The organism is Pseudomonas sp. S1_E05, from assembly GCF_056337105.1.
The window spans coordinates 271,779-294,680 of record NZ_JBFRHM010000001.1; the positions used below are offsets into that span (position 1 = coordinate 271,779).

13 protein-coding genes and 2 pseudogenes are annotated in these 22,902 nt (G+C 61.8%); 9 read left to right on the plus strand and 6 right to left on the minus strand.

From position 1 onward, the window contains the following. Positions 1–88: 88 nt before the first annotated feature. The 3 genes from pvdO to pvdM are packed head-to-tail and all read right to left on the minus strand — an operon-like array spanning position 89 to position 3,633. Complete coding sequence (gene pvdO, locus AB4N33_RS01095) at positions 89–961, minus strand: dihydropyoverdine dehydrogenase (protein ID WP_460141190.1); 873 nt, start codon at positions 959–961, stop codon at positions 89–91. Between the two features lie 27 nt (positions 962–988). Beyond that, entirely contained in the window at positions 989–2,272 is a 1,284-nt protein-coding gene (pvdN, locus tag AB4N33_RS01100; RefSeq protein ID WP_476456202.1) for a pyoverdine-tailoring periplasmic protein PvdN, read from the minus strand. Continuing rightward, positions 2,269–3,633 (minus strand): pyoverdine-tailoring dipeptidase-like protein PvdM, encoded by a 1,365-nt coding sequence (gene pvdM / locus AB4N33_RS01105; RefSeq protein ID WP_476456203.1) that lies wholly within the window; start codon positions 3,631–3,633, stop codon positions 2,269–2,271. The genes pvdN and pvdM overlap by 4 nt, the downstream gene beginning before the upstream one ends. A 198-nt stretch (positions 3,634–3,831) precedes the next feature. Here pvdM and pvdP point away from each other — a divergent pair. After that, positions 3,832–5,459: pseudogene (pvdP, locus tag AB4N33_RS01110) on the plus strand (pyoverdine maturation tyrosinase PvdP). A 125-nt stretch (positions 5,460–5,584) separates the two neighbouring features. Here the strand turns inward: pvdP and AB4N33_RS01115 are convergent. Genes AB4N33_RS01115 through AB4N33_RS01125 form a run of 3 tightly spaced genes read right to left on the minus strand, consistent with a single transcriptional unit; the run spans position 5,585 to position 10,133 of the window. Beyond that, complete coding sequence (locus AB4N33_RS01115; protein WP_476456204.1) at positions 5,585–6,979, minus strand: efflux transporter outer membrane subunit; 1,395 nt, start codon at positions 6,977–6,979, stop codon at positions 5,585–5,587. 7 nt (positions 6,980–6,986) lie between these two features. Further along, a complete protein-coding gene (locus tag AB4N33_RS01120) occupies positions 6,987–8,960 on the minus strand; it encodes a MacB family efflux pump subunit (RefSeq protein WP_476456205.1) in 1,974 nt (657 codons plus the stop codon). After that, positions 8,961–10,133, minus strand: a complete 1,173-nt coding sequence (locus AB4N33_RS01125; RefSeq protein WP_476456206.1) for an efflux RND transporter periplasmic adaptor subunit — start codon at positions 10,131–10,133, stop codon at positions 8,961–8,963. 322 nt (positions 10,134–10,455) lie between these two features. Here AB4N33_RS01125 and AB4N33_RS01130 point away from each other — a divergent pair, with 322 nt between their 5' ends. From AB4N33_RS01130 to AB4N33_RS01165, 8 genes and pseudogenes are all read left to right on the plus strand, one after another. Further along, the gene (locus AB4N33_RS01130) at positions 10,456–10,935 is read left to right on the plus strand and encodes a sigma-70 family RNA polymerase sigma factor (RefSeq protein ID WP_460122273.1); all 480 of its coding nucleotides are present in this window, start codon (positions 10,456–10,458) and stop codon (positions 10,933–10,935) included. 138 nt (positions 10,936–11,073) lie between these two features. Beyond that, the gene (locus tag AB4N33_RS01135; protein ID WP_476456207.1) at positions 11,074–12,411 is read left to right on the plus strand and encodes a lysine N(6)-hydroxylase/L-ornithine N(5)-oxygenase family protein; all 1,338 of its coding nucleotides are present in this window, start codon (positions 11,074–11,076) and stop codon (positions 12,409–12,411) included. A 528-nt stretch (positions 12,412–12,939) separates the two neighbouring features. Further along, complete coding sequence (gene mgtA / locus AB4N33_RS01140) at positions 12,940–15,642, plus strand: magnesium-translocating P-type ATPase (protein ID WP_476456208.1); 2,703 nt, start codon at positions 12,940–12,942, stop codon at positions 15,640–15,642. A 163-nt stretch (positions 15,643–15,805) separates the two neighbouring features. Further along, a complete protein-coding gene (locus AB4N33_RS01145; RefSeq protein WP_460122279.1) occupies positions 15,806–16,219 on the plus strand; it encodes an ANTAR domain-containing protein in 414 nt (137 codons plus the stop codon). Between the two features lie 108 nt (positions 16,220–16,327). Further along, positions 16,328–16,954: a response regulator gene (locus AB4N33_RS01150; RefSeq protein WP_460122281.1), complete on the plus strand. Its 627-nt coding sequence runs from the start codon at positions 16,328–16,330 to the stop codon at positions 16,952–16,954. Beyond that, positions 16,955–20,196, plus strand: a pseudogene (locus tag AB4N33_RS01155) (transporter substrate-binding domain-containing protein). A 198-nt stretch (positions 20,197–20,394) separates the two neighbouring features. After that, positions 20,395–21,261 carry a pirin family protein gene (locus AB4N33_RS01160; RefSeq protein WP_476456209.1) on the plus strand — a complete coding sequence of 289 codons (867 nt, stop codon included), beginning with the start codon at positions 20,395–20,397 and terminating at the stop codon, positions 21,259–21,261. Between the two features lie 102 nt (positions 21,262–21,363). Then, positions 21,364–22,806: a mechanosensitive ion channel domain-containing protein gene (locus AB4N33_RS01165; protein WP_460122287.1), complete on the plus strand. Its 1,443-nt coding sequence runs from the start codon at positions 21,364–21,366 to the stop codon at positions 22,804–22,806. The last annotated feature ends 96 nt before the right edge of the window (positions 22,807–22,902 follow it).

Genomic DNA, 22,902 nt, shown 5'->3' on the forward strand with positions numbered 1-22,902 from the left:
ATGACGCTGGCTGTCTGGATGCCCGTGGTGACTGGGCTTGCATCGCGAGCATGCTCGCTCCTACAGGAGGGGACGGATCGGGGGCGGATCAGAGATCCCGCGCCACCCGAAAGCCCAGCCAATCCCCGCGGGCATCGCCGTAGGCGGCGTTGCGGTTGCCTGAGCGGGAGAACACCGGTGCTTCACCCCAGTCGTTGCCGCGCAGGCGCTGGACCTTGCAGTCTTCGGTCAGCCAGGCGCTGCCGTCGCTGGGGGCGCCCACGTAGTTTTCGGTGTAGCAATCAGCCGTCCATTCGTAGACGTTGCCGTGCATGTCATACACGCCGAAGGCGTTGGCCGGGAAGCGTCCGGCGGGCGAGGTAAAGTTGTAGCCGTCTGCGGCGCCGTAGGTGTTGGCGTGCTTGGCGATGCTGTATTCCTTGCCTTCATCGAACGGGAAGGGGAACGGCCCGGTGCTGCCGGCGCGGGCGGCGTATTCGCGCAGGGATTCGCTGACCAGGTGATAATTTTTGCCGGATTTTTTCGACAGCCAGACTACATACGCACGCGCTTCCTCAAGATCCATGCACACCGCTGGGTGCCGTGCCGTGTATTCGTAACGCGGGATGCCCGCCTTGCACTCGCGTCCTGGACGGTCGTCGCCGTCGGGCATGACGTAACCGGTGTCGCGCAAGTAGGCCTGCCACTCTCCGGCCAGTACCTGGAAGCGACTGATCGCCACCGGATGGGCAAAGGTCACCGGGTGTTGCGGGCTTTCGTCGGGCTCGTGGCCAACCTCATCTTCCGGGGTGCCCATGGTGAAGGTCCCTGCGGGCAGTACTACCATTTGCGGACAATCCTTGCAGTCCTTGAACACCTTGCCCGGGGCAATGGCGTCCGCCTGGGCACTGGCCGGCAACAACGCGCCGATGGCGAGCGTCAACAACGCCCCCATGGAAAAACCTGACAACGAACGGTTCATCGTTTCCCTCGTCAACAAGTGGATAAATCAGAGCTGCCTGGCCAGCAACAGCATGAATCGATCGATTTCGCTCTCGTTGTTGAGCAGGCCGGGCGCCGTGCGGATCACCGGGCCGACGTCGCGCTCCACGGCGTCGGCCACCACGCGGTTTTGCATCAGGTAAGCGGCGATGGCGTCGCAGTCCTTGCCCTTGACCCGGAAAAAGGTGAAGCCCGAGGAGAACTCCGGGCTGCGCGGTGTCACTAGTACGATCTGCGGGTGCTTGGCCAACTGTTGTTTCAAGTAGGTATTGAGCTCATGGATACGCGCCTGCACGTCGGCCTTGCCCAGTTGCAAATGCAGCTTGAAGGCTTCGTTGAGCGCCCAGCGATGCTCGAACGAGTGGAACCCACCGGGTGTCATGGTGGTGGAAAAGTGTTCGGCCTCGGAGAACGTCGGGATGATTGGCGTGACATATTTGACCTCGGCGCTGCGGCTGCAAATGAGGCCGGTGCCACGGGGGCCGAACAGCCATTTGTGGGTGCCGGTGATGAAGAAATCGCAGTTCATGGTCGGGAAATCCAGGTCCTCGACGCCAAACCCGTGCACGCCGTCCACCAGGTAGACGATGCGGTCCTGTTCGCTGCGGTTGCGGTTGTGCTTGTCCACCAGCGCACCGATGTCGGCAATCGGCAGTTTGACGCCACTGCCCGAATGCACCCAGGTCATGCCCAGCACGCGGGTGTGCGGCTCGATGGCCCGGTCGATGTTGTCGAGGATTTCCTGGCGCGACAGGGTTTGCGGGTCCCTGAACAATTCGATCTTGCGCACGCGGGTGCCGTCCCGTTCCTGGCGCAAATCGAGAATCGTATGGGTCGCATAGTGCTCATGGACCGTGGTGAGGATTTCCTGATCCGGACGCACCTGCACGCCGCCATAGATCATCGCCAGCCCTTGGGTGGTGCTGCCGGTCAAGGCGATCTGCTTGGCGTCGGCGTTCAGGTAACGACCGGCCCAGACGCGCACTTCTTCCTCGCGCTGTTCAGTCACACCCATGTCCCAGTCCATGGCCAGCCCGGGGTTTTTGTCGATGGCCTCGCGGTGCATGGCGATGGCGTCTCGTACCGGTTTGGGATGCGAGGTGACGAGGAAATTGGAGAAATGCAGGTAGTCCGGATCCTGATCGAACAATTGCCGCAGTTGCGCCCATTTGTTCCGAGGCAGGGGTGGCGCCAGTGATGCTGCGCCGCAGACGTTAGGCAGGCCGCCACTCAATGGCAGGGCGGCGGCCAGAAGGCCGGCCTGTTTCAGAAAGGTGCGACGATCAGTCATGGTGTGTCCTGGCGGGAAATCAATGCGGGCTTGGCGGCTTTCTGCACTTGGTCCCAGACCCGCAGGAAGTTGCCGCCCCAGAGCTTGGCGATGTCGGCTTCGGAGTAGCCGCGTGAAATCAGCTCGGCGGTGACGTTGCGGATCTCACCAACGTTCTCCCAGCCCTTGACCCCACCGCCCTCGTTGAAGTCGGAGCTGATGCCGACGTGATCGATACCGATCTTGCGTACCGTGTAGTCGATGGCATCGCCTAGGTCCTTGAGGCTCGCCTTGGGTTCTTCTTCGAGAATGGCGTAGAGGCGGCTGGCGTACTTGCCGAACTTCTCTTCGGACCAGGCCGCGATGATCGGGTCACCTGGCATCAGGGCCACGGCGAGGTTGGGCAGCGGCGGCAGGTCGAAGCTTTTGCGCAGCTCGTTGAGCTTGTCCTGGGTGGTCTGCGTCAACGGCTTGAGGTACTGCGAGAAGCCGACGATCTGGACCACGCCGCCGCTGTTCCTGATCAGTTGCATTTCCTTGTCGCTGAGGTTGCGCGGGATGTCGACCATCGCCCGTGGCGCCGAGTGCGAAGCCACCATCGGCGTGCGACTGAGCTGCGCCACCTGTTCCAGGGCCTGGGTCGACATCTGCGACACGTCGATGATCACGCCCAAGTCATTCAGACGCCCGACCGCTTGCTTGCCGAGGTCCGAGAGGCCGTTGAGCGGATCCGGCGAGTCGTTGAAAAACGGCAACGGCCGCGAGGAGTCGGCCCAATCGTTGTTGCCGATGTAGCTGAAGCCGAACATGCGCATGCCGCGCGCGGTCCACAGGTCCAGTTGGCTCAGGTCGTGGCCCAGCGGGTAGGCGTTGAGCATGCTGATGAAGATGGCGAACTTGCCTTCGCCGTGCAGGCGGCGCATATCGTCCGGGGTGTAGGCGATGGCGACCTGGTTGGGGAAGTCGCGGACCATGCCGGTGATGATTTTGTAGCGGATCTCCTGCTGGTTGCGCGCCTCGTCGACAAACCCGTCGGTGGGCTTGTGCGGGGCGTTGGCGCCGTTCCAGATTTCCGGCCAGCCGAAAATGGTCAGCGCCGCGCCAGACAACTGACCACGGTTGACCTTGATCAGGTCGAACTGGCCGTCGCCATCCTTGTCAGCCTCGTTGCCGTCGGTGCCGAAGTTCTGCGTGAGGCTGACGTGGCTGTCGAAAGAGAGCAGGCGCTGGTGCAGCTCATCAGCCTGCTTCACCACGTTGGCTGGGTAACCGAGATCGTCGCTGAACCAGTGATCCCAGGCGGCGAACCCGCCCGCGGCGGCGATCGCCAAAGCCAATGGCAGGCCGATGTACAGAGCCTTTTTCGAACGTGGTCTTTTCATTGCCGTCTCAGTCAGGTTCGCCGTCGAAGTGCAGGCGCGGGGGCCTTTGCTATCTGGGGAGAACGAGTGGCTGAGGGAGGAATTTAGTGTTTGTGCGGGCTTCATCGCGAGCCTGCTCGCGATGGCTTCTAAATTTAGCCGGGCAACGCTCGTTCTAGCTCTGATAAAGCCTGCTTCACGGCTGACACAGGTAGGGCAATGAAGATTTCTCGACGATGGTTCATGGCAGGCCTGGCGCTCACAGGCGCTGCGGTGCCGGCGGCTTTTTCGGGCATCGTGAGTGGTCGAAACCGGACCCGACGATCACCCCCGGGGAGGCCACGGTCGAGCTGGCTGATGCCGCCGGCCAACAGTTGGCCAACGCGCTGCGCGGGGTCTGGGACATTCGTTTCGAAGGTTCGCATGCGGGGCTGGAAGGCTTGCCGTTGACCGGCCTGGAGCTGTTTCTTGATGTTGCCCAGCGCGGTCGCGGGCTGCGTGGCTTCCTCGACACCACCGAGCAATTGCGCGGTGACGCGCCACCGCGCTATCGGGTGATCGGCGATCTGGTACAGCCACAACCCACCGAACTGTATTGGCGCCTGTTCGACAGCCAGTCGAGCGACGACGCGCCCGTCTATGAGCTGGCGGTGGTGCTCGATGAAGTCTGGGCCGATTTCGGCAACGCCGGCAGCGGCACGCTTAGTGGCCGTCTGCTGCGCCTGGACCGGCCACTCGCCGAGCCGGAGCGGGACAATCGCTTCGTTGCGCGTAAACGCCTGTTCCCCGAGGCCCGTGAGCGTGTCGGCCTGAACCCGACGCTGCTGGCCTGGCTGGTGTCCCCCGAGCATCGGTTGTTCCATCAACTGTGGCACGCGAGCCGGGACAAATGGCACACCCTGTCCGAAGACAAGCGCAATGCCTTGCGCGGCATCGGCTGGCAGCCCGGTCCTCGGGGCCAGGAACGCGATGCTCGAGGGGATCGCAAGGACCGCAATGGCTCGGGCATCGACTTTTTCTTCATGCACCGGCACATGCTCGGCACAGCGCGTTCGATGCAGGACCTGCCGTCGTGGTCGAGCTTCCCCATGCCCCAGCCCGAGTTGGAACGGGATCGCCAGGGCTTCGCCCGCTACTTCGACAATCATGACGGCGCGGCGCTGCCGCCCACCTGGCTCGCCGCCGAAGACACCGAGTACACGCAGTGGGTCAGCGACATCAAGACCGCCGAGACCTACCACAGCAATTTCGAAGTCTGGGAGTCACGCTACCGCGACCCACGTTACCTCTCGAAAATGACCCTGGGGCAGTTCGGATCGGAAGTCGAGCTGGGCTTGCATGACTGGCTGCACATGCGCTGGGCCTCGGTGCCACGCGATCCGTCGAATGGCCAGCCGGTGCCGTTCGCCCGGGATCCGGCGGATTTCGCGGCGCGCTGGTATGCGCCGGAAAATGATTTCCTCGGCGACCCGTTTTCTTCCCACGTCAATCCGGTGTTCTGGCAGTTCCACGGCTGGATCGACGATCGCCTGGAAGATTGGTTTCGCGCCCATGAGCGTTTCCATCCGGGGGAAGTCAGTCGGTTGCAGGTCAATGGTGTGCCGTGGTTTGCGCCGGGGCGCTGGGTCGAGGTGGCTGATCCCTGGCTGGGGCCGGATACCCACGGATGCAGCACCACACCAGGTTTGCAGGTGGGCAAGTCGATGGAGATGGACCCCGAGACCATGAAACTGGCGTTGCGGATTACCTTTATCGACGATGAAGAAAAACTGGCCGGGTTGTTCCGGCGTGTGCCGCAGCGGCCTTGGTATGCGCGGCATTTGAAGGTGAATCCGATCAGCAGTTGAGGGGTAAGACCGCGTTATCGTTCATCGCGAGCAAGCCCGCTCCCACAAGGGAATGCGTGCCCCTGTCGAAACGGCGGTGCGATGACTCGGCTTGGCTGCGATGGCGGCCTGACAGTCACCGCCAATCACAGCGCCTGCCACCCACCCCCAAGCGCCTTGTACAACGCCACACTCGCCTGCAACCGCGCCAACCGCAATTGCACATTCAAATCCTGCGCTGCATACAGCGTGCGCTGCGTTTCCAGCACCGTCAGCAAATCCTCGGCCCCGGCCTGATATCGACTCTGGGCGATGTTGAAGGCGGTCTGCGCCTGGGTCAGTTCCTCGCTTTGCCATTGACGTTGTTCATCCAGCCCACGAATGCTGTTCAGTGCTTTTTCCACGTCGGCGAAGCCGTTGATGATGCTGGCGCGATAGTTTTCCAGAAGCTCTTGCTGCCGGGCGCTGGCCTTGTCGCGCTCGGCACCCAGCCTGCCGTTGTTGAAGATCGGCGCAACGAGCCCGGCCGTGAGGTTGTAGAACGGGCTGCGCAAGATATCGGAAGCGGTGTTGGCCCCCGAACCCAGGTTGGCGCTCAGGGTCACGGTTGGCAGCATGGCCGCGCGGGCGACGCGCACGTCGGCCTGAGCCGCCGCCAGTTGGGCTTCGGCGCGGGCGATGTCCGGGCGGCGGCTGAGCAGGTCGCTGGGTACGCCGCTGTCGACGGTGGGCCATTGCAATTGGTCGAACGTCTCTTGCAACGGCGGCAATTCCTGCACCGGGTGGCCGAGCAGGGCGGCGAGGCTGATCCGGGCGTCTACCGCCTGTTGTTGTACGGTTGGCAATTGCCGTTGCTGGGCGGCCACCAGGCTCTTCTGTTGCGCCAGTTCCAGGGCCGTGGCCGAACCTGAATCAAAACGGGTCTGCACCAGATTCAGCACGCGCTGGGCGTTGGCCAGGTTCAGTTCGGCGATGCGCCGTTGTTCGTGCAGGGACAGGGTTTGTGCGTAAGTGCTGGCCACGCCGCTGAGCAAGGTCAGCTCCACCGTGGCCTGGTCGAACTCGCTGGCCTGCAAGCCGAAGCGGGCGCTGTCGCGCGTCGCACTTTGGCCACCCCAGAAGTCGAGTTCATAGCTGGCGGTGAGGCTGGCGTCGAAGTAGTCAACGGCCTTGTTGCTGTCGTCGACGTCGAGCTGGTTGTAGCCGTTGCCGCGTAGCAGCTTCTGACGGTTGGCGTTGGCGGCGCCCTTGATTTCGGGCAGTTGCGAGCCGCCGGCGATCACGGTGCCGGCCTGGGCCTGGCGCACCCGGGCGACGGCGGCGGCCAGGTCGAAGCTGCCGGCCCGGGCCTGCTCGATCAGGCGATCGAGTTCCGGGCTGCCGAAGCGGTTCCACCATTGCGCGTTGCTGCGAGCCGCCTGGGCAATGTGCGGCGACTGCCACGCGGCGGGCGCGACGATGCCGCTGTCCGGGCGCGGGACGTTATTGGCGCAGGCGCTGAGCAGCAGGCACAGGGTCAACAGGCTGAGACGCGGTTTCATAGGTCGATCATTCACTGGTAAGGGCCGTGACCGGGTCGAGCCGGGCAGCTTTGCGGGCCGGCATGAAGCCGAAGACGACACCGGTGACCAGCGCGCAGGCGAAGGCGCCCAGCACGGCCACCACGGAAAAGGCTACGGCGACTTCGCTGAGGATCAGCACGCCGCCGACGATCAGCGCCAGGGCGATCCCCGCGAGGCCGCCCACCACCGAAAGCATCACCGCTTCGGTGAGAAACTGGCGCAGGATGTCCCGCTGCCGGGCGCCGGTGGCCATGCGGATGCCGATCTCGCGGGTGCGTTCGCGTACGGTCATGAGCATGATGTTCATCACGCCGATCCCGCCCACCAGCAACGAGATCGCGGCAATCGACCCGAGCATCAGCGACAGGGTGTTCTGGGTGCGTGCCTCGGCCTGGATCATTGCGGCATTGTTGGTCAACTCGAAATCCTTTTTGCCGTTGTGCAGGCGCAGCATCAGTTGCTCGATGGCGGCTTCGGTTTCCTTGACCTTGCGCGCATCGGCGGCCGCGATCGCCACGTATTCCGGGTTGTGGGTGCCGAACAGGCGCACGCTGGCGGCCGAGTAGGGCACGGCAATGCGGTCGTCGCTGTCGGAATCGCCGGAGCTGGCGCCTTTTTCCGCGAGCACACCGACCACCTGGAACGGCACGTTTTCAATCAGGATGTACTGACCGATGGGGTTGGCGACATCCTTGAGCAGCTTGTTGCGTACCTTGTGGCCAATCACCGCGACGGCTGCGGCGCTCTGTTCGTCGGCAGCGGTGAAGTAGCTGCCTTCGACCACGGGCCAGTTGAAGATGGCCGGGAAGTTGGTGTCGTTGCCGCCGACGTAGCTCATGTGGTCAAGGTTGCCAAAGCGCACGCCGGCCTCGGCGCCGTTGACCGGCATGATGCGCATCACTTGCGGCAGGCTGGCCAGCGCCGCGACGTCATCGAGGGTAACGGTGCCTGGCGGGGTGCGTGGGTTGGGGGCCGAGCCGCTCAGGTAGATGATGTTCGAGCCAAAGGCACCCATTTGCGCCATCACCTGTCGTTTGCTGCCTTCACCGACGGCCAGCATGACCACCACCGACGCTACGCCGATGATGATGCCCAGCAGTGTGAGTGCGGTACGAAAGCGGTTGATCCACATCACGCGCCAGGCCGCGTGTACCGCGTCCACCACCTCGCCTTTCCAGGCACCGGTCGCCTCCGCGCCTTCGCTCAGTCGCTTGCGCAGGTCGACGGCCTGCAGGGCGCCGGGATTGGCCGAGTGTTGCGCGTTGGGATTGCCCTGGGCGCTGTCGCTGATGATCAGGCCGTCGCGGATCTCGATGATGCGCTTGGCCCGCGCCGCCACTTCACGATCGTGAGTGATCAGAATCACCACGTGGCCCTGGCTTGCCAGTTCATCGAGCAAGGCCATGACTTCGGCGCCGCTGTGACTGTCGAGGGCGCCGGTGGGTTCGTCGGCGAGAATGATGTGGCCGCCGTTCATCAGCGCACGGGCGATGGACACCCGTTGCTGCTGGCCACCGGACAGTTGATGCGGGCGATTGCCGGTGCGAGAGGCCAGGCCCAGGCGGTCGAGCAGGGCGGCGGCGCGGGCGTGGCGTTCGGCGGCCGGGATGCCGGCATAGATCGCCGGCATCTCGACGTTTTCCTGGGCCGAGCCGGACGGGATCAAATGGTAGCCCTGGAACACAAAACCGAAGGCCTCGCGACGCAGCCAGGCCAATTCGTCGCTGCCCAAGGCCGCGACGTTTTCCCCGGCGAAGCGGTATTCACCCGAGGTGGGCCGATCGAGGCAACCGAGGATGTTCATCAGTGTCGACTTGCCGGACCCGGAGGCGCCGACAATCGCCACGAATTCGCCGGCATGAATCGACAGGTCGATGCCGCGCAACACGTGAACCTCTGGCGAATCGCCGCCGCCGTAGGCTTTGCGGATGTCCTGCAGTTCGATCAGGGGTGTCTGCATTCAGCCGCCACTCCCGTCGGCCGGGCCGATCAGCAGGTGATCGCCTTCCTGTAGCCCGTCGAGAATCTGTACTTTCAGGCGGTCGCTGATGCCGGTACGCACGGTGCGTTGTTCGATGGCGCCGTTTTTCGCCACCACGTTGGCAGTCTGGCTGTGCGGTTGCGCACTGCCCTGCAAAGCGGCTATCGGCGCCGTTAGCACGTTTTTCGCCTGGTTGGAGACAAAGAACACCTGGGTGGTCATTTCCGCCATCAGTGCGTTGTCGGCGTTATCCACATCCAACAGCACGGTGTAGAGCACCACGCGACCGGTGCCGCTCTTGCTGGTGCTGGCCGGGCTGCCACCGCCCTGGCTGGTCTGGTCAAGCGGCTTGGGCGGGATCGGCAGTATCTGCCTCACCGTGCTGCTCCAGCGCCGATTGCCGCCACTCAAGGTGGTGAACCAGGCGGTCATGCCCGGTTTAACGTGGCCGATGTCGGCTTCCGATACCTCGGCCCAGACCGTCATGGGCGACAATTTGGCGATGCGCAGGATCAGCGGCGTCTGTTGTTGCGCGTTGAGGGTCTGGCCTTCGCGGGCGTCAAGGGCTACCACGGTGCCACTCATGGGCGCATAGATTCGGGTGTAGCCAAGTTCCGCCTGGTCGCTGCGCAGGTTGGCCTGGGCCTGGCGGATCTGCGCCTGGAACATGTCGATACGCGCTTGAGTGGTGCGCAGCTCGGCCTGGGCCGTCTGCACGTCTTCGTCGCGGGTCGCACCGCCAGCGGCGAGATTCTGTTGGCGTTTGTACTTTTGCTGGGCGAGATCGTGCAGGGCCCGTTGCTCCTGGAGCTGGGCCTTGAGGTTATCGATGGAAAAGCGTCCTGCGTCGAGCTTGGCCTGTTGCGTGGACGGGTCGATTTCCACCAGCAACTGGCCTTCCTTGACCACGTCGCCGACTTCCACGTGGATCTTCTGGATCTGGCCGGATGCCTGGGCGCCGACGTCGACATAACGTCGTGGTTGCAGGGTGCCCAGGGCGGTGACGCTGCTTTCAATGTCACCGCGCCCGACCTGCACCGTGGCGTATTGATCACGGCCCGGTGGCAGCACCTGCCAGGCTGACACGGCAATGATCGGGATCAGACAAAGTGCGACAAGCAGGGCGCGTCGGGCGTGACGGGGACGTTTCATGCGGTGTTCCGGCCAATGGAGTTCGGCCCGTCATGCAGGCTGCGCGCAAATCGGCGACACGGCGAACGCTGTCGGACGGCCGACAGAAACGGGGGCTGTCCTGTAAACGATGGAATCGCGAAGGAATTTAACCGCAGACACACAGAGTTACAGGTGTGTAGGAAATGACGATTCGGTAGGCAAACTCAAACAACACTTTAAATCTATATGAGAATTACTATAAATTACACCTTAGAATTGCCACTATCGTGCCACTGCCTATTGGGCGGTTGCGGGTCTGGCGCAAGGACAGATGTCGCATGCGTGCGGCCGGGAGTCATGGTTGGAAAACTACTACCGCGAGCTGGTGTGTTTCCTCAACGCCAAGCTGGGCAACCGTCAGGTGGCCGAAGATGTGGTGCATGACGCTTATCTGCGAGTCCTGGAGCGTTCCAGTAACACGCCGATCGAGCAGCCCCGGGCATTTCTCTATCGCACCGCGCTCAATCTGGTGATCGACGAACATCGGCGTAACGCCCTGCGTCAGGTCGAATCGCTTGAGGTGCTCGACAACGAAGAGCGCTATTTCATCCCATCCCCTCATAACAGCCTCGATCACGGCCAGCGCCTCGAGATGCTTCAGCGCGCCCTGGCCGAATTGCCGAAGCCTTGCCGCGAGAGCTTCCTGCTGCGCAAGATCGAAGGTTTGTCGCACCCGGAAATCGCCGAGCGCCTGGGGATTTCCCGGGCGCTGGTGGAAAAGCACATCGTCAACGCGATGAAGCATTGCCGCGTGCAGATGCGCCAGTGGGAGGCGCACTGATCGCACGCCAGTCGGATTAAATTTTATTTCACTGTCCTCGTTCCCTATCAACAGACGACTTGCAGTTCTGCTCCGGGCAGATCAAGTCATTGAGGTTTAATCCCCGCGGTTGAGCGGTTCATCCAGAGGACACTGGAAATGACACAGGCAATTGCATCGCCCCTCGTTCACGACCTGATCGGTGTGGGTTTCGGCCCCTCGAACCTGGCCCTGGCCATCGCCTTGCAGGAACGTGCCGCGAGCCAGGGCGCGCTGGATGTGCTGTTTCTGGACAAACAGGCCCACTATCGGTGGCATGGCGACACCCTGGTGACCCAGAGCGAATTGCAGATTTCGTTCCTCAAGGACCTGGTGACCCTGCGCAACCCGACCAGCCCGTACTCCTTCGTCAATTACCTCAAACAGCACGGGCGTCTGGTGGATTTCATCAACCTGGGTACGTTTTACCCATGCCGGATGGAGTTCAACGATTACCTGGGCTGGGTCGCCGGCCAATTTGCCGAGCAGAGTCGTTACGGCGAAGAAGTGCTGACCATCGAGCCGGTGGTGCACGGCCAGCAGGTTGATGCATTGCGGGTGATCTCGCGGGATATCCAGGGCCAGCAGCATGTGCGCAGCGCCCGCTCGGTGGTGGTCAGTGCCGGTGGTACGCCGCGTATTCCCGAGGCGTTCAAGGCGCTGAAGGATGACGGGCGGGTTTTTCACCACTCACAATACCTGTCCCGGATGGCCCAGCAGCCGTGCGTGAACAACCAACCCATGAGCATTGCGATCATCGGTGGCGGGCAGAGCGCAGCGGAAGCTTTCATCGATTTGAACGACAGCTTCCCGTCGGTGCAGGTCGACATGATTCTGCGTGGCTCGGCACTGAAGCCGGCGGATGACAGCCCGTTCGTCAACGAGGTGTTCTCGCCGGAATTCACCGACCTGGTGTTCCAGCAGGACAGCAGCGAGCGCGAACGCCTGGTCAACGAGTACCACAACACCAATTATTCGGTGGTGGACCTGGACTTGATCGAACGCATCTACGGCATCTTCTACAGGCAGAAAGTCTCGGGCATCGCCCGCCATGCGTTCCGGACCCTGACCACGGTCGAAAAGGCCACCGTCACCGCGCGTGGCATTGAACTGGTGGTGCGCAACAACGCCACCGGTGAAGTGACGGCCCGGCAGTACGACGCGGTGGTGCTGGCCACCGGATATGAGCGGCAGATGCACCGCCAGCTGTTGGCGCCGCTGGAAGAGTATCTGGGTGACTTCGAAGTGGACCGCCATTACAAACTGATCACCGACGAGCGCTGCAAGGCCGGCCTCTACATGCAGGGCTTCTGCCAGGCGAGCCATGGCTTGAGCGATACCTTGCTGTCTATCCTGCCAATCCGTGCCGATGAGATTGCCGGGTCGCTGTATGAGCACGGCAAGCATCGCGGGCATGGGCGGTCGGTGGCGGATTTGTTGTTGGCCACTGCCAGCTGATTTTCGGCAGCCTCCAGGCCGTCATCGTCGGAACGCCGCCCGGAGCCAGCTCGCTCCTACAGGTTTGTGGTGAACACCCCCACACTGTAGGAGCGAGCTGGCTCCGGGCGGCGTTCCGACGATGGGGCCCTCACAATCACCCCAAAATCTCCATTCCTGAACCCTCCCTGAAGAACCCCGCAATTCCCCCCATCGACTCTCAAACCTTCGTTTACTCTCCATAAATCGGGGCGTAAGCTTCGCGCGTTTTCATCAATTGCGGAGACCCACAGTGGGTACTTGTTCGAGTGACAGTAGTCGGCCGGTTTTAGTAACCGGCAATTTCCCGGCAAGATAACGCACTGATTTTCCGTGCCGTCGTCTCGCCGTAAAAGCGAGCAGCGGCATCCCGATACCTGGCCGGTCCCGGCCCGGTTCCCGACGTCCTCTCATCGACGCTGAACCCTGCGTGATTTCGACTGCGGTCGTTATCGCGGCGCTCTTGCACGCCCGCTCGAAGGTTTCCCGGCCCAACCTGGGGGAACTGCCATGAACCTGACCCTGCTCAAGGAATTCTTCGCCGGATTCCTGCGCACTCGCCACTTTGCCCGCCACTTCCGGCGTCTGGCATTGCTGGAAACCTTCACCGACACCACGGTCAGCCGCGAGGTGCCGCCCACCTTGGCGCAAACGCTGGTGAGCGCCGCCAACAGCGACACCGGTGCAGTGCTGGCGCAGCTCGGCAGCCATACCGATGGCCTGAGTGAAACCGAGGCCGATACGCTTCGCGAACAGTTCGGCTTCAACGAAGTCGAGCACGAGCAACCGCTGCCGTGGTGGGTGCACTTGTGGCATTGCTACAAGAACCCGTTCAACCTGCTGCTGACCTTGCTCGCGGTGATTTCCTGGCTCACCGAGGACTTGAAAGCCGCCATCGTGATTTTCTCGATGGTGGTGCTGTCCACGCTGCTGCGCTTCTGGCAGGAAAGCAAATCCAACCAGGCGGCCGACGCGCTCAAGGCGATGGTCAGCAACACGGCCACGGTGATGCGTCGTGATGCGCTGCGCACGGAGGTGCCGATCAAACTGCTGGTCCCAGGCGACCTGATCGTGCTGTCGGCTGGCGACATGATTCCCGCCGATTGCCGGATACTCAATGCCAAGGACTTGTTCGTCAGCCAGGCGGCTATGACCGGGGAATCGATGCCGGTGGAGAAATTCCGCCACCAGCAGGACGCCGACACCCGCAATCCGCTGGACCTGGACAACATTCTGTTCATGGGGACCAACGTGGTCTCGGGCACGGCGATTGTGCTGATCCTGACCACCGGCAACAGCACGTATTTTGGCGCGCTTGCGCAGCGGGTCGGGGCGACGGATCGTGCGCCGACGTCGTTTCAGACCGGGGTCAATAACATCAGTTGGCTGCTGATCCGCTTCATGTTCGTCATGGCACCGCTGGTGCTGTTCATCAACGGTTTTACCAAGGGCGACTGGACCGAGGCACTGCTGTTCGCGCTGTCGATTGCCGTGGGCCTGACCCCGGAAATGTTGCCGATGATCGTCACCTCGACCCTGGCCAAGGGCGCGGTCTTCCTGTCACGCAAAAAGGTCATCGTCAAGCGCCTGGATGCGATCCAGAACTTCGGTGCCATGGACGTGCTGTGCACCGACAAGACCGGCACCCTGACCCAGGACAAAATTTTCCTCGCGCGCAATGTCGATGTCTGGGGCAACGACAGCGATGACGTGCTGGAAATGGCCTACCTCAACAGCTACTACCAGACCGGATTGAAAAATCTGCTGGACGTTGCGGTGCTTGAACACGTCGAGGTCCACCGGCAATTGAAGGTGGGGACGGCATTTCGCAAGGTCGACGAGATCCCGTTCGACTTTACCCGTCGGCGCATGTCGGTGGTGGTCGCCGAACATGATCATTCGCACCTGCTGATCTGCAAGGGCGCGGTGGAGGAAGTGCTGGCGGTGTGCACCCGGGTGCGTCATGGCGTGGTCGATGAAGCGCTTAGCGATGACTTGCTGGCGCGGATTCGCCAGGTCACCGCCACCTTCAATGTCGAGGGTTTGCGCGTGGTGGCGGTTGCCGCCCGGCCGATGCTCGAAGATCGCGACGCCTACAGCCTGGCGGATGAGCAGGCTCTGACGCTGATCGGTTATGTGGCATTCCTCGATCCTCCAAAGGAGAGCACCGCGCCGGCCTTGAAGGCCCTCGCCGCGCATGGCGTGGCGGTGAAGGTGTTGACCGGTGACAACGAGCTGGTCACCGCGAAGATCTGCCGGGAGGTCGGTCTGGAACAGCAAGGCCTGCTGCTGGGCAATGACATCGAGGGCATGACAGATGCCGAGCTGGCGTTGGTCGTGGAAACCACCAACGTCTTTGCCAAGCTGACACCCACGCACAAGGAACGCCTCGTCCGTTTGCTCAAGGGTAATGGCCATGTGGTCGGCTTCATGGGCGACGGCATCAACGATGCTCCGGCGTTGCGCACCGCCGACATCGGCATTTCGGTGGACAGCGCCGTGGACATCGCCAAGGAGGCGGCAGATATCATTCTCCTGGAAAAAAGCCTGATGGTGCTGGAGGAGGGCGTGCTGGAGGGGCGCCGCACCTTCGCCAACATGCTCAAGTACATCAAGATGACGGCCAGCTCGAACTTCGGCAACGTGTTCTCGGTGCTCGTGGCCAGTGCGTTCATTCCGTTCCTGCCGATGCTGCCGATGCACCTGCTGGTGCAGAACCTGCTCTACGACATTTCGCAAATCGCCATCCCGTTCGATAACGTCGATGAAGAGATGCTCAAGCAACCGCAACGCTGGCAGCCGACGGATGTCGGGCGGTTCATGCTGTTCTTCGGGCCGATCAGTTCGATCTTCGACATCAGCACCTTCGCCCTGATGTGGTACGTGTTCGACGCCAACACCCCGGACCACCAGACCCTGTTCCAATCCGGCTGGTTCGTGGTCGGGCTGCTGACCCAGACGTTGATCGTGCACATGATCCGCACGCCGAAGATCCCGTTCCTGCAAAGCCTGGCGGCCATGCCGCTGATGGCGATGACCGCGATTATCATGGCCGTGGGCATTTTCCTGCCGATGGGACCATTGGCGCATTACTTCAAGTTGCAGGCGCTGCCATCGCTGTACTTCGTGTTCCTGCCGGCGATCCTGCTCGCCTACATGGCGCTGACCCAGGCAGTGAAGGGTTTTTACATTCGCCGGTTTGGCTGGCAATAGGCGTTGGGTACGGGTCCTACCTGCCTGTGCGCAGGTGGGCTCCGGCACCTCGCAGGGCATAGCCGATTAGATACCGGGAATTTCGGAATAGTCCTACAGAAAGCTCTATGTCTCTTCCGTAGTCTTGCAGCCTTCCGAACTGAACTTCTTCTGGTGGTCCCGGTTGTCGAACAAAGCGTTACGTATCCTGATTGCCGACGAGCAACATTTTCAACGCATGCGAATCGAGCGCCTCTTCAACCAGCTCGGTTATTACCGGGTGGTGCCTGTGCACAGTCTGGCGGAGTTGCTGACCCTGGTCGATTACGGGAGCGTGCCCTTCGACCTTGTGGTCATCAACGCCTCGATGGCCCGGGGCGAGCTGAACCTGTTCGACTTCTTCCTCGATCATCCACAGGTTCATCACGCTTTGATCTATGGCGACGACGCCCCTCAGTCACCACCTGTATCCGCTCGCGGACAGCAAAAAATTCACGTCATCGGGTCTGCGATGCCTGAACTGCCGTTCATTGAGCGATCAATGGCCGTTATTGAGTCGAGGCAACCGCTCGTCGGCACTGTCATTTCTGTCAGCTAGTCCTGCGCTTCGAGACATGCAAGAGTCTTCGCGCAGCACTGCGTCTAATTCGGGGTCTACCTTGGAGATTTTTTGTCCAAAGGTTGTGTATTTGCACAGGGAGTTGCCATGAGTTCAGTCGTGATAGCGGACGATCATCCGGTGGTTCGCGCTGCAGTCAGGATCCTGCTCAAACAGGAGGGATTCAGCCGGATCATCGAGGTATCCAGCGGCAACGAGGTGGTGCCGGCGATACGGGAGCACAAACCGGAGGTGGTGGTGCTGGATCTGGATATCCCCGGTCTCGACGGGCTGGGTGTGCTGGGCAGGATCCAGGCCAGCGACGTACGGTGTCGGGTCATTGTCTTCACCGGCCAGGATGCGGACTATTACCAGGAGCGTTGCATGCGTGCCGGTGCCGTGGCGTATGTGTCCAAGACCAACGACCTGCAACATCTGCACAAGGCTATCCATGCGGTCCGTGCCGGGTATTCCTATTTTATCCAGCTACGGTCCAGCTCGGTGTCGATGAGCGCGCTGGAACGCAGCGAAAAGGAGATGATCGACAAACTGTCGGATCGTGAGTTGACGATCTTCCAGCATCTGGCGCGGGGCAAGGGCAACAAGGACATCGCCGAACTCATGAACCTGAGCCACAAGACGGTCAGCACCTACAAGACCCGCGTGGTGGAAAAACTCAATGTGGAATCCAAGGTTCACCTGAGGGATTTCGCCAAACGCAATCATCTGATCTGAATGAACACATTACGCCGATACGGTTGTTCGATCGTCTTCTTCCTGGCGAGCGGCCTGTGGGCGGTCGGCGTGGGTGCGCAGCCACAGGTCCTCACGCTGCTGGGGCGCTCGAGCGTCGATGGCCATGACATCAAGCTCTCGGAGGCCGATTCACGCTGGTTGCAACAGAAAGGCCGCCTGGTACTGGCCGTCACCGCGCCCGATTACCCCCCTTCGACATCACCACCACCGGTTCCGACTACGAAGGCTTGACGGCGGACTACGCCGGCTTGCTCCAGCAACTTCTGCACGTGGACATCGTGGTCCAGCGCTACGCCTCTCGCGACGATGCGGTACAGGCCATCAAGCAAGGGACGGTCGATCTTCTGGGAACGGCCAATCGTTATGAGACCCAGGACCCGACGTTAAGCAAATCGAGCGCTTACGCCGACGATCAACCCGTACTGGTGACCCGCACCGACGCGACGCTTCCCCTGGACCCGGACCTGGCCGGCAAACGCCTGGCAATGTTGTACCACTACCTGCCCGAACAACAGGTGCGAGCGTTTTATCCCAAGGCCGATGTGCAACTCTTCCCTTCGACGCTGGGAGCCGTGGGTGCCGTAGCCTTCGGCCAGGCGGACGTGTTTATTGGCGACGCCATCAGCGCCCATCACCTGATCAGCAAGAATTACCTGAACAACGTGCAGCTGGCGGACTTTTCCCCCATGGAGTCGGGGCGCTTCGCGTTCGCGATGGCCAGTGACAGCGTGCAACTCAAACGCATCGTGAACCAGGCGCTGGCGGCGGTTCCGACCAATGAACGCATCAATATCCTGCGACGGTGGGGGGCCAGCGGTGCGTCCATTGCCGGCACCCAACCGTTGCAATTGAGCATGGCGGAGCAACGCTGGATCAAGCAGCATCCCCATGTGAAAGTGGCGATCAACGAAAACATGATGCCGATTTCATTTATCGACAGTGAGGGCAAGTACCGCGGCATCAGTATTGATGTGCTGGGTAAAATCAGTTTGCGTACCGGGTTGAAGTTTGACCTCCAGCCCGCCAGTTCAATCGCTGAAATGCTCGATCAGATCAAGACCGGACAGATCGACATCGTGGCGGGGGCAAGCCCCAGCATCGAGCGCGAAGCCGATCTGCGCTTCACCCGACCCTTCCTCACGAGCCCGAATGTGCTGGTGACTCGCGTAGGACCAGACGGCCCCCGGACGCTGGATGACATGGCGGGCAAGCGGCTGGCCGTGACCCAGGGCAACAGTGCCGGCGAGTTCGTTCGCCAGCACTTTGCACAGGTCGAGCTGGTCAATGCGCCCTTGACCGCGGACGGCATGGAAATGGTCGCGCAGGGCAAGACAGACGGCGCGATCAATTCGCTGATCAGCGCACGGATCATGATTTCCCGCCAGTACCGGGACCGATTGCAAGTGACCAGCACGGTCGGCACAGATCCGGCCCGCGCCACGCTGGCCACCGGCCGCGATGCGGTGGAGTTGCATTCGATCCTGGACAAGGCCCTGCTCAGCATCGCCCCGGAAGAGATCGATGAAATGACTGGGTACTGGCGCAACGACCTGATGGTCGAGCAGAGCTTCTGGTTGCGTCACCGCTTGAACATCCTCCAGGCCTTTGCCGGTGTTGGCGTCTTGCTGTTACTGGCGCTGGCCTGGATCGCCTGGCAGCGTCGCCAGATTCGCATGCGCCAGCAATTGCTCAGTCAATTGCAGGAAGCCAAGGAAGCGGCGGACGACGCCAATCGGGCCAAGACCACCTTCCTGGCAACCATGAGCCATGAAATCCGTACGCCGATGAACGCGCTGCTGGGTATGCTCGAACTGGCGCTCAAGCGTGCCGACGACGGCATCACCGACCGTGGCGCCATCGAAGTGGCGTCCAATGCCGGGCAACAGTTGCTGGCGTTGATCGGTGACATCCTGGACATCGCGCGTATCGAGTCCGGGCATTTGTCCCTGACGCCGGAACGGACCAACCTGCGCGCGCTGGTGGCATCGGTGTGCCGGGTGTTCGAGGGGCTGGCGCGCCAGAAAAACCTGGAGTGGCGTGTCGAACTGGACGAGCAAAGCGCCTGCGACGTACTGATCGACCCCACGCGCTTCAAGCAGGTGCTGTCCAACTTGCTGAGCAACGCGATCAAGTTTACCCGCCGGGGTGAAGTGAGCCTGCTCTTGCAGGTCGAACCTGAGAGCTCGGGCTATCTGGCGATCAGCCTGCGCATCGAAGACACCGGTATCGGTATCAGTGCGGCTGATCAACAGCGACTGTTCAGCCCCTTCGTCCAGGCCAGCAATACCCCGCAGTCCGGTCAGCAGGGCTCAGGCCTGGGGTTGGTGATCAGCCGAACCCTGTGCGAAATGATGGGTGGCCGGCTGCAACTCGACAGTGAAATGGGCCGAGGGACGCGGATCGATATCAGCCTCGAACTGCCGCTGTTGAAACCTGTTGCCAACAGCCAGTCACCCGAGCCGTCGGCGCCAGTACAGACACGTGCGTTGACGATCCTGGTGGTCGACGATTACCCGGCCAACCGGTTGTTGATGACCCGCCAGCTGAATTATCTGGGGCATCGTGTCACGGCGGCTGAAGAGGGTCGGCAAGGCTTCGAGAAGTGGAGCCAGGCAGCCTTCGATGTGCTGATCACCGACTGCAACATGCCGGTGCTCAGCGGCTATGAGATGACAGCAGCGATCCGCGAAAAGGAGCGTGAGCAAGGATTGCCACGCACCCTGATCCTGGGGTTCACCGCTAACGCGCAGCCCAGTGAAAAGGCGCGTTGCATCGAGGCGGGGATGGACGACTGCCTGTTCAAACCGATTCGCCTGGCGGACCTGGCCGCCTGGCTGGCCGCCAGATTCAGTGCGGAGCCCAGGGGGGCGAGCATCGAGTCGCCAGGCGCTTGTTCCGAAATAGACTTGAGCGGTCTGCAGCACTATGTCGGTGAGGATCATGAGCTGATCGACCAGTTGCTGCGCGACCTGGTGCTGAGCAACCGCACTGACCGGGAGGAACTGCTCAAGGCGCATGCCGCGCATGACGAATCGGCCTTGAGTGCGCTGGCGCACCGCATCAAGGGTGGGGCGTTGATGGTCCGGGCGCAGACCCTGATCGAGTGCTGCGAGGCGCTGGAGCGTGCCTGCGGTGATGGTCGTGAGTCGCAAATCGATGGGGCCGTCGATCAGTTGCAGCAGGCCATGACGCACCTGGAACATCGTCTCGCCCAAGGTTGATGATCAATCCCCGTTCGACGCGATGCCTTTGGGAGCCAAGCAAGTCTCGACGAATGTTTAATACGCAGAATTCGCGGGGCCTGCTCCTTTACCACTGTTCCCTCAGTGGAACGATGAAGCCTGTTTTCGCCGTCTAGCGCATCATTGGTTTGAGTTTTAAGCTTTATCCATGGGTCAAGCCACAGAATTGGAGAAAGCATGAAAAATATCATTGGCATCTACACCAGCCCGCGAACCCATTGGGTCGGCGACGGCTTCCCAGTGCGTACGCTGTTTTCCTACGACAACCTGGCTGAACATATCAGCCCGTTCTTATTGCTGGACCACGCCGGCCCGGCGCAATTCTCGTCCACCACCGAGCGACGTGGCGTCGGCCAGCACCCGCATCGCGGTTTTGAAACGGTGACCATCGTCTATGAGGGCGAAGTGCAGCACCGAGACTCCACGGGCAGCGGCGGCACGATCGGCCCGGGAGACGTGCAATGGATGACCGCTGCCTCAGGGATTCTCCATGAAGAGTTCCACTCTGATAGTTTCGCCCAAACCGGTGGCAACCTGGAGATGGTGCAGTTGTGGGTCAACCTGCCGGCCAAAGACAAGATGGCCGATCCGGGTTACCAGACGATTCTCGACGCCGACATTCCGAGCATCCCGCTCAAGGACGGCGCCGGCAGCCTGCGCCTGATCGCCGGTGAGTTCGACGGCCACACCGGTCCGGCGCGCACGTTCACCCCGGTGGACGTCTGGGACCTGCGCCTCAAGGGTGGCCAGTTGCTGACCCTCGATCTGCACGAGGGGCGCAACACGGCGCTGGTAGTGTTGCGCGGCACGGTGGAGGTCAACGGCGAGGCGCTGGTGCGCCAGGGGCAATTGGCGTTGTTCGAGCGTGACGGCAAGCAACTGAGCCTGGAAGCCAATGATGATGCCGTGGTGTTGTTGCTCAGCGGTGAACCGATCGACGAGCCCATCGTCGGCCACGGTCCGTTCGTCATGAACAGCGAGCAGGAAATTCACCAGGCGTTCGCGGATTTCCAGTCGGGGCGCTTCGGGCGGATGGGCGGTTGAGGCACGGTTGCCGAGCGCTGCACAAACCCGCATTTTTGTATTGCTCCAGGACCTGTGATTGCTCCTACACTGTGGCCATCCGTATCCGGCTGGAGCCGTTCGATGCTGTCACTGCTTACCAATCACCCGCTGATCTGTGCGCTGATCCTGATCCTGATCGACCTGGGGTTGTGGCGCCTGATCAGCGCCAATGGCAGCAACTGGAAACTGTTGGTGCGCCTGCTGATTTTTTCGCTGTTCAGCATTCTGCTGTTCAACGAAGGCTTGAACCCGCTGGAGCCGGCGCCGTGGGCCGATAATGTCCCGTTGCACCTGGCGGCCACCGGCTTGCAGATTGGCTGGTGGCTGTTCGGCGCGCGCACACTGACAGTACTGATCGGCGCGGGGATGATGCAGCGGGTCGGGCACACCGGGCGCCTGCTTCAGGATTTGCTCGGTGCGGTGATTTTCCTGATTGCGATCATTGCCGCGCTGGCCTACGTGCTCGACCTGCCGGTCAAGGGCGTACTGGCCACGTCCGGTGCGTTGGCGATCATCGTCGGCCTGGCCTTGCAAAGTACCCTCAGCGACGTGTTTTCGGGCATTGTGCTCAACACCACCAAACCCTATCAACTCGATGACTGGATCTCCATCGACGGCACCGAAGGCCGGGTCACCGATATCGACTGGCGGGCCACGCGCCTGCAAACATCCCAGGGCAGCATGGCGGTGATCCCCAACTCGCTGGCGGCCAAGGCCAAGATCGTCAACTTCAGCCGTCCCAGCGACATCTTTGGCGTGTCGATCAGTTTGCAACTGAGCCCCCACGCGCGTCCGCAAACGGTGATCGATGCGCTGGAACGTGCGGTCGAGGGCTGCCGGCATCTGTTGAGCAAACCCGCTCCGAGCGTTGCGCTCAAGGGATCGAGCGCTACCGGCGTGGAATATGAAATCAGCGGCTTCGTGGTTTCGATGGATCAGAAGCGCATGGTGCGCAACCTGCTCTTCGACCTTGCGTTCCGCCACTTGCAGGCTTCGGGCGTCAGCCTGCTGTCGAGCGTGGAGCCAAACACGTCGGCCGGCCTCTCACGACCACGGGCGTTGCTGGAAAGCTCGGCGATTTTCTCCACCCTGCGCCAGGAGGAAAAGGAAACCTTCAGCCAGCACATGGCCCTGCAGACCTTTCGTGCCGGGGAAACGATCCTGCCAGCCGGGGAGGTCAGCGATCATTTGTTTATCATCGAGTCCGGTGTCGTGACGGTCACGCTGGCCCGCGCCGGGGTCAAGTTCGAATCCGGGCGCATGGGGCCGGGCGAGGTGATCGGTGAAGGCGGCATTCTGTCGGACACTTCGCTGCCGGCCGAATTCAGTGCCAAGACCGCTTGCAGTCTGTACCGGATCGAGAAGGATTACCTCAAGCCCTGTCTCGAGGCACGGCACGACATTGGCGAGGCAATGAAGGCGTTGCTCGATTACCGCTTGCATCGGGCGCAGACGTTGACCGAAGAAGTGCCGAAGGTGGCGGTGAAGAAGGGGTTTTTGCAGTGGTTGCGTAACCGGGCTTGAGCATTGATGGCGGCTGCGCGGATCGCTGGCAAGCCAGCTCCTACAATAAGAACGCCGAAGATTCTTGTGGGAGCGAGCCTGCTCGCGATGGCATCC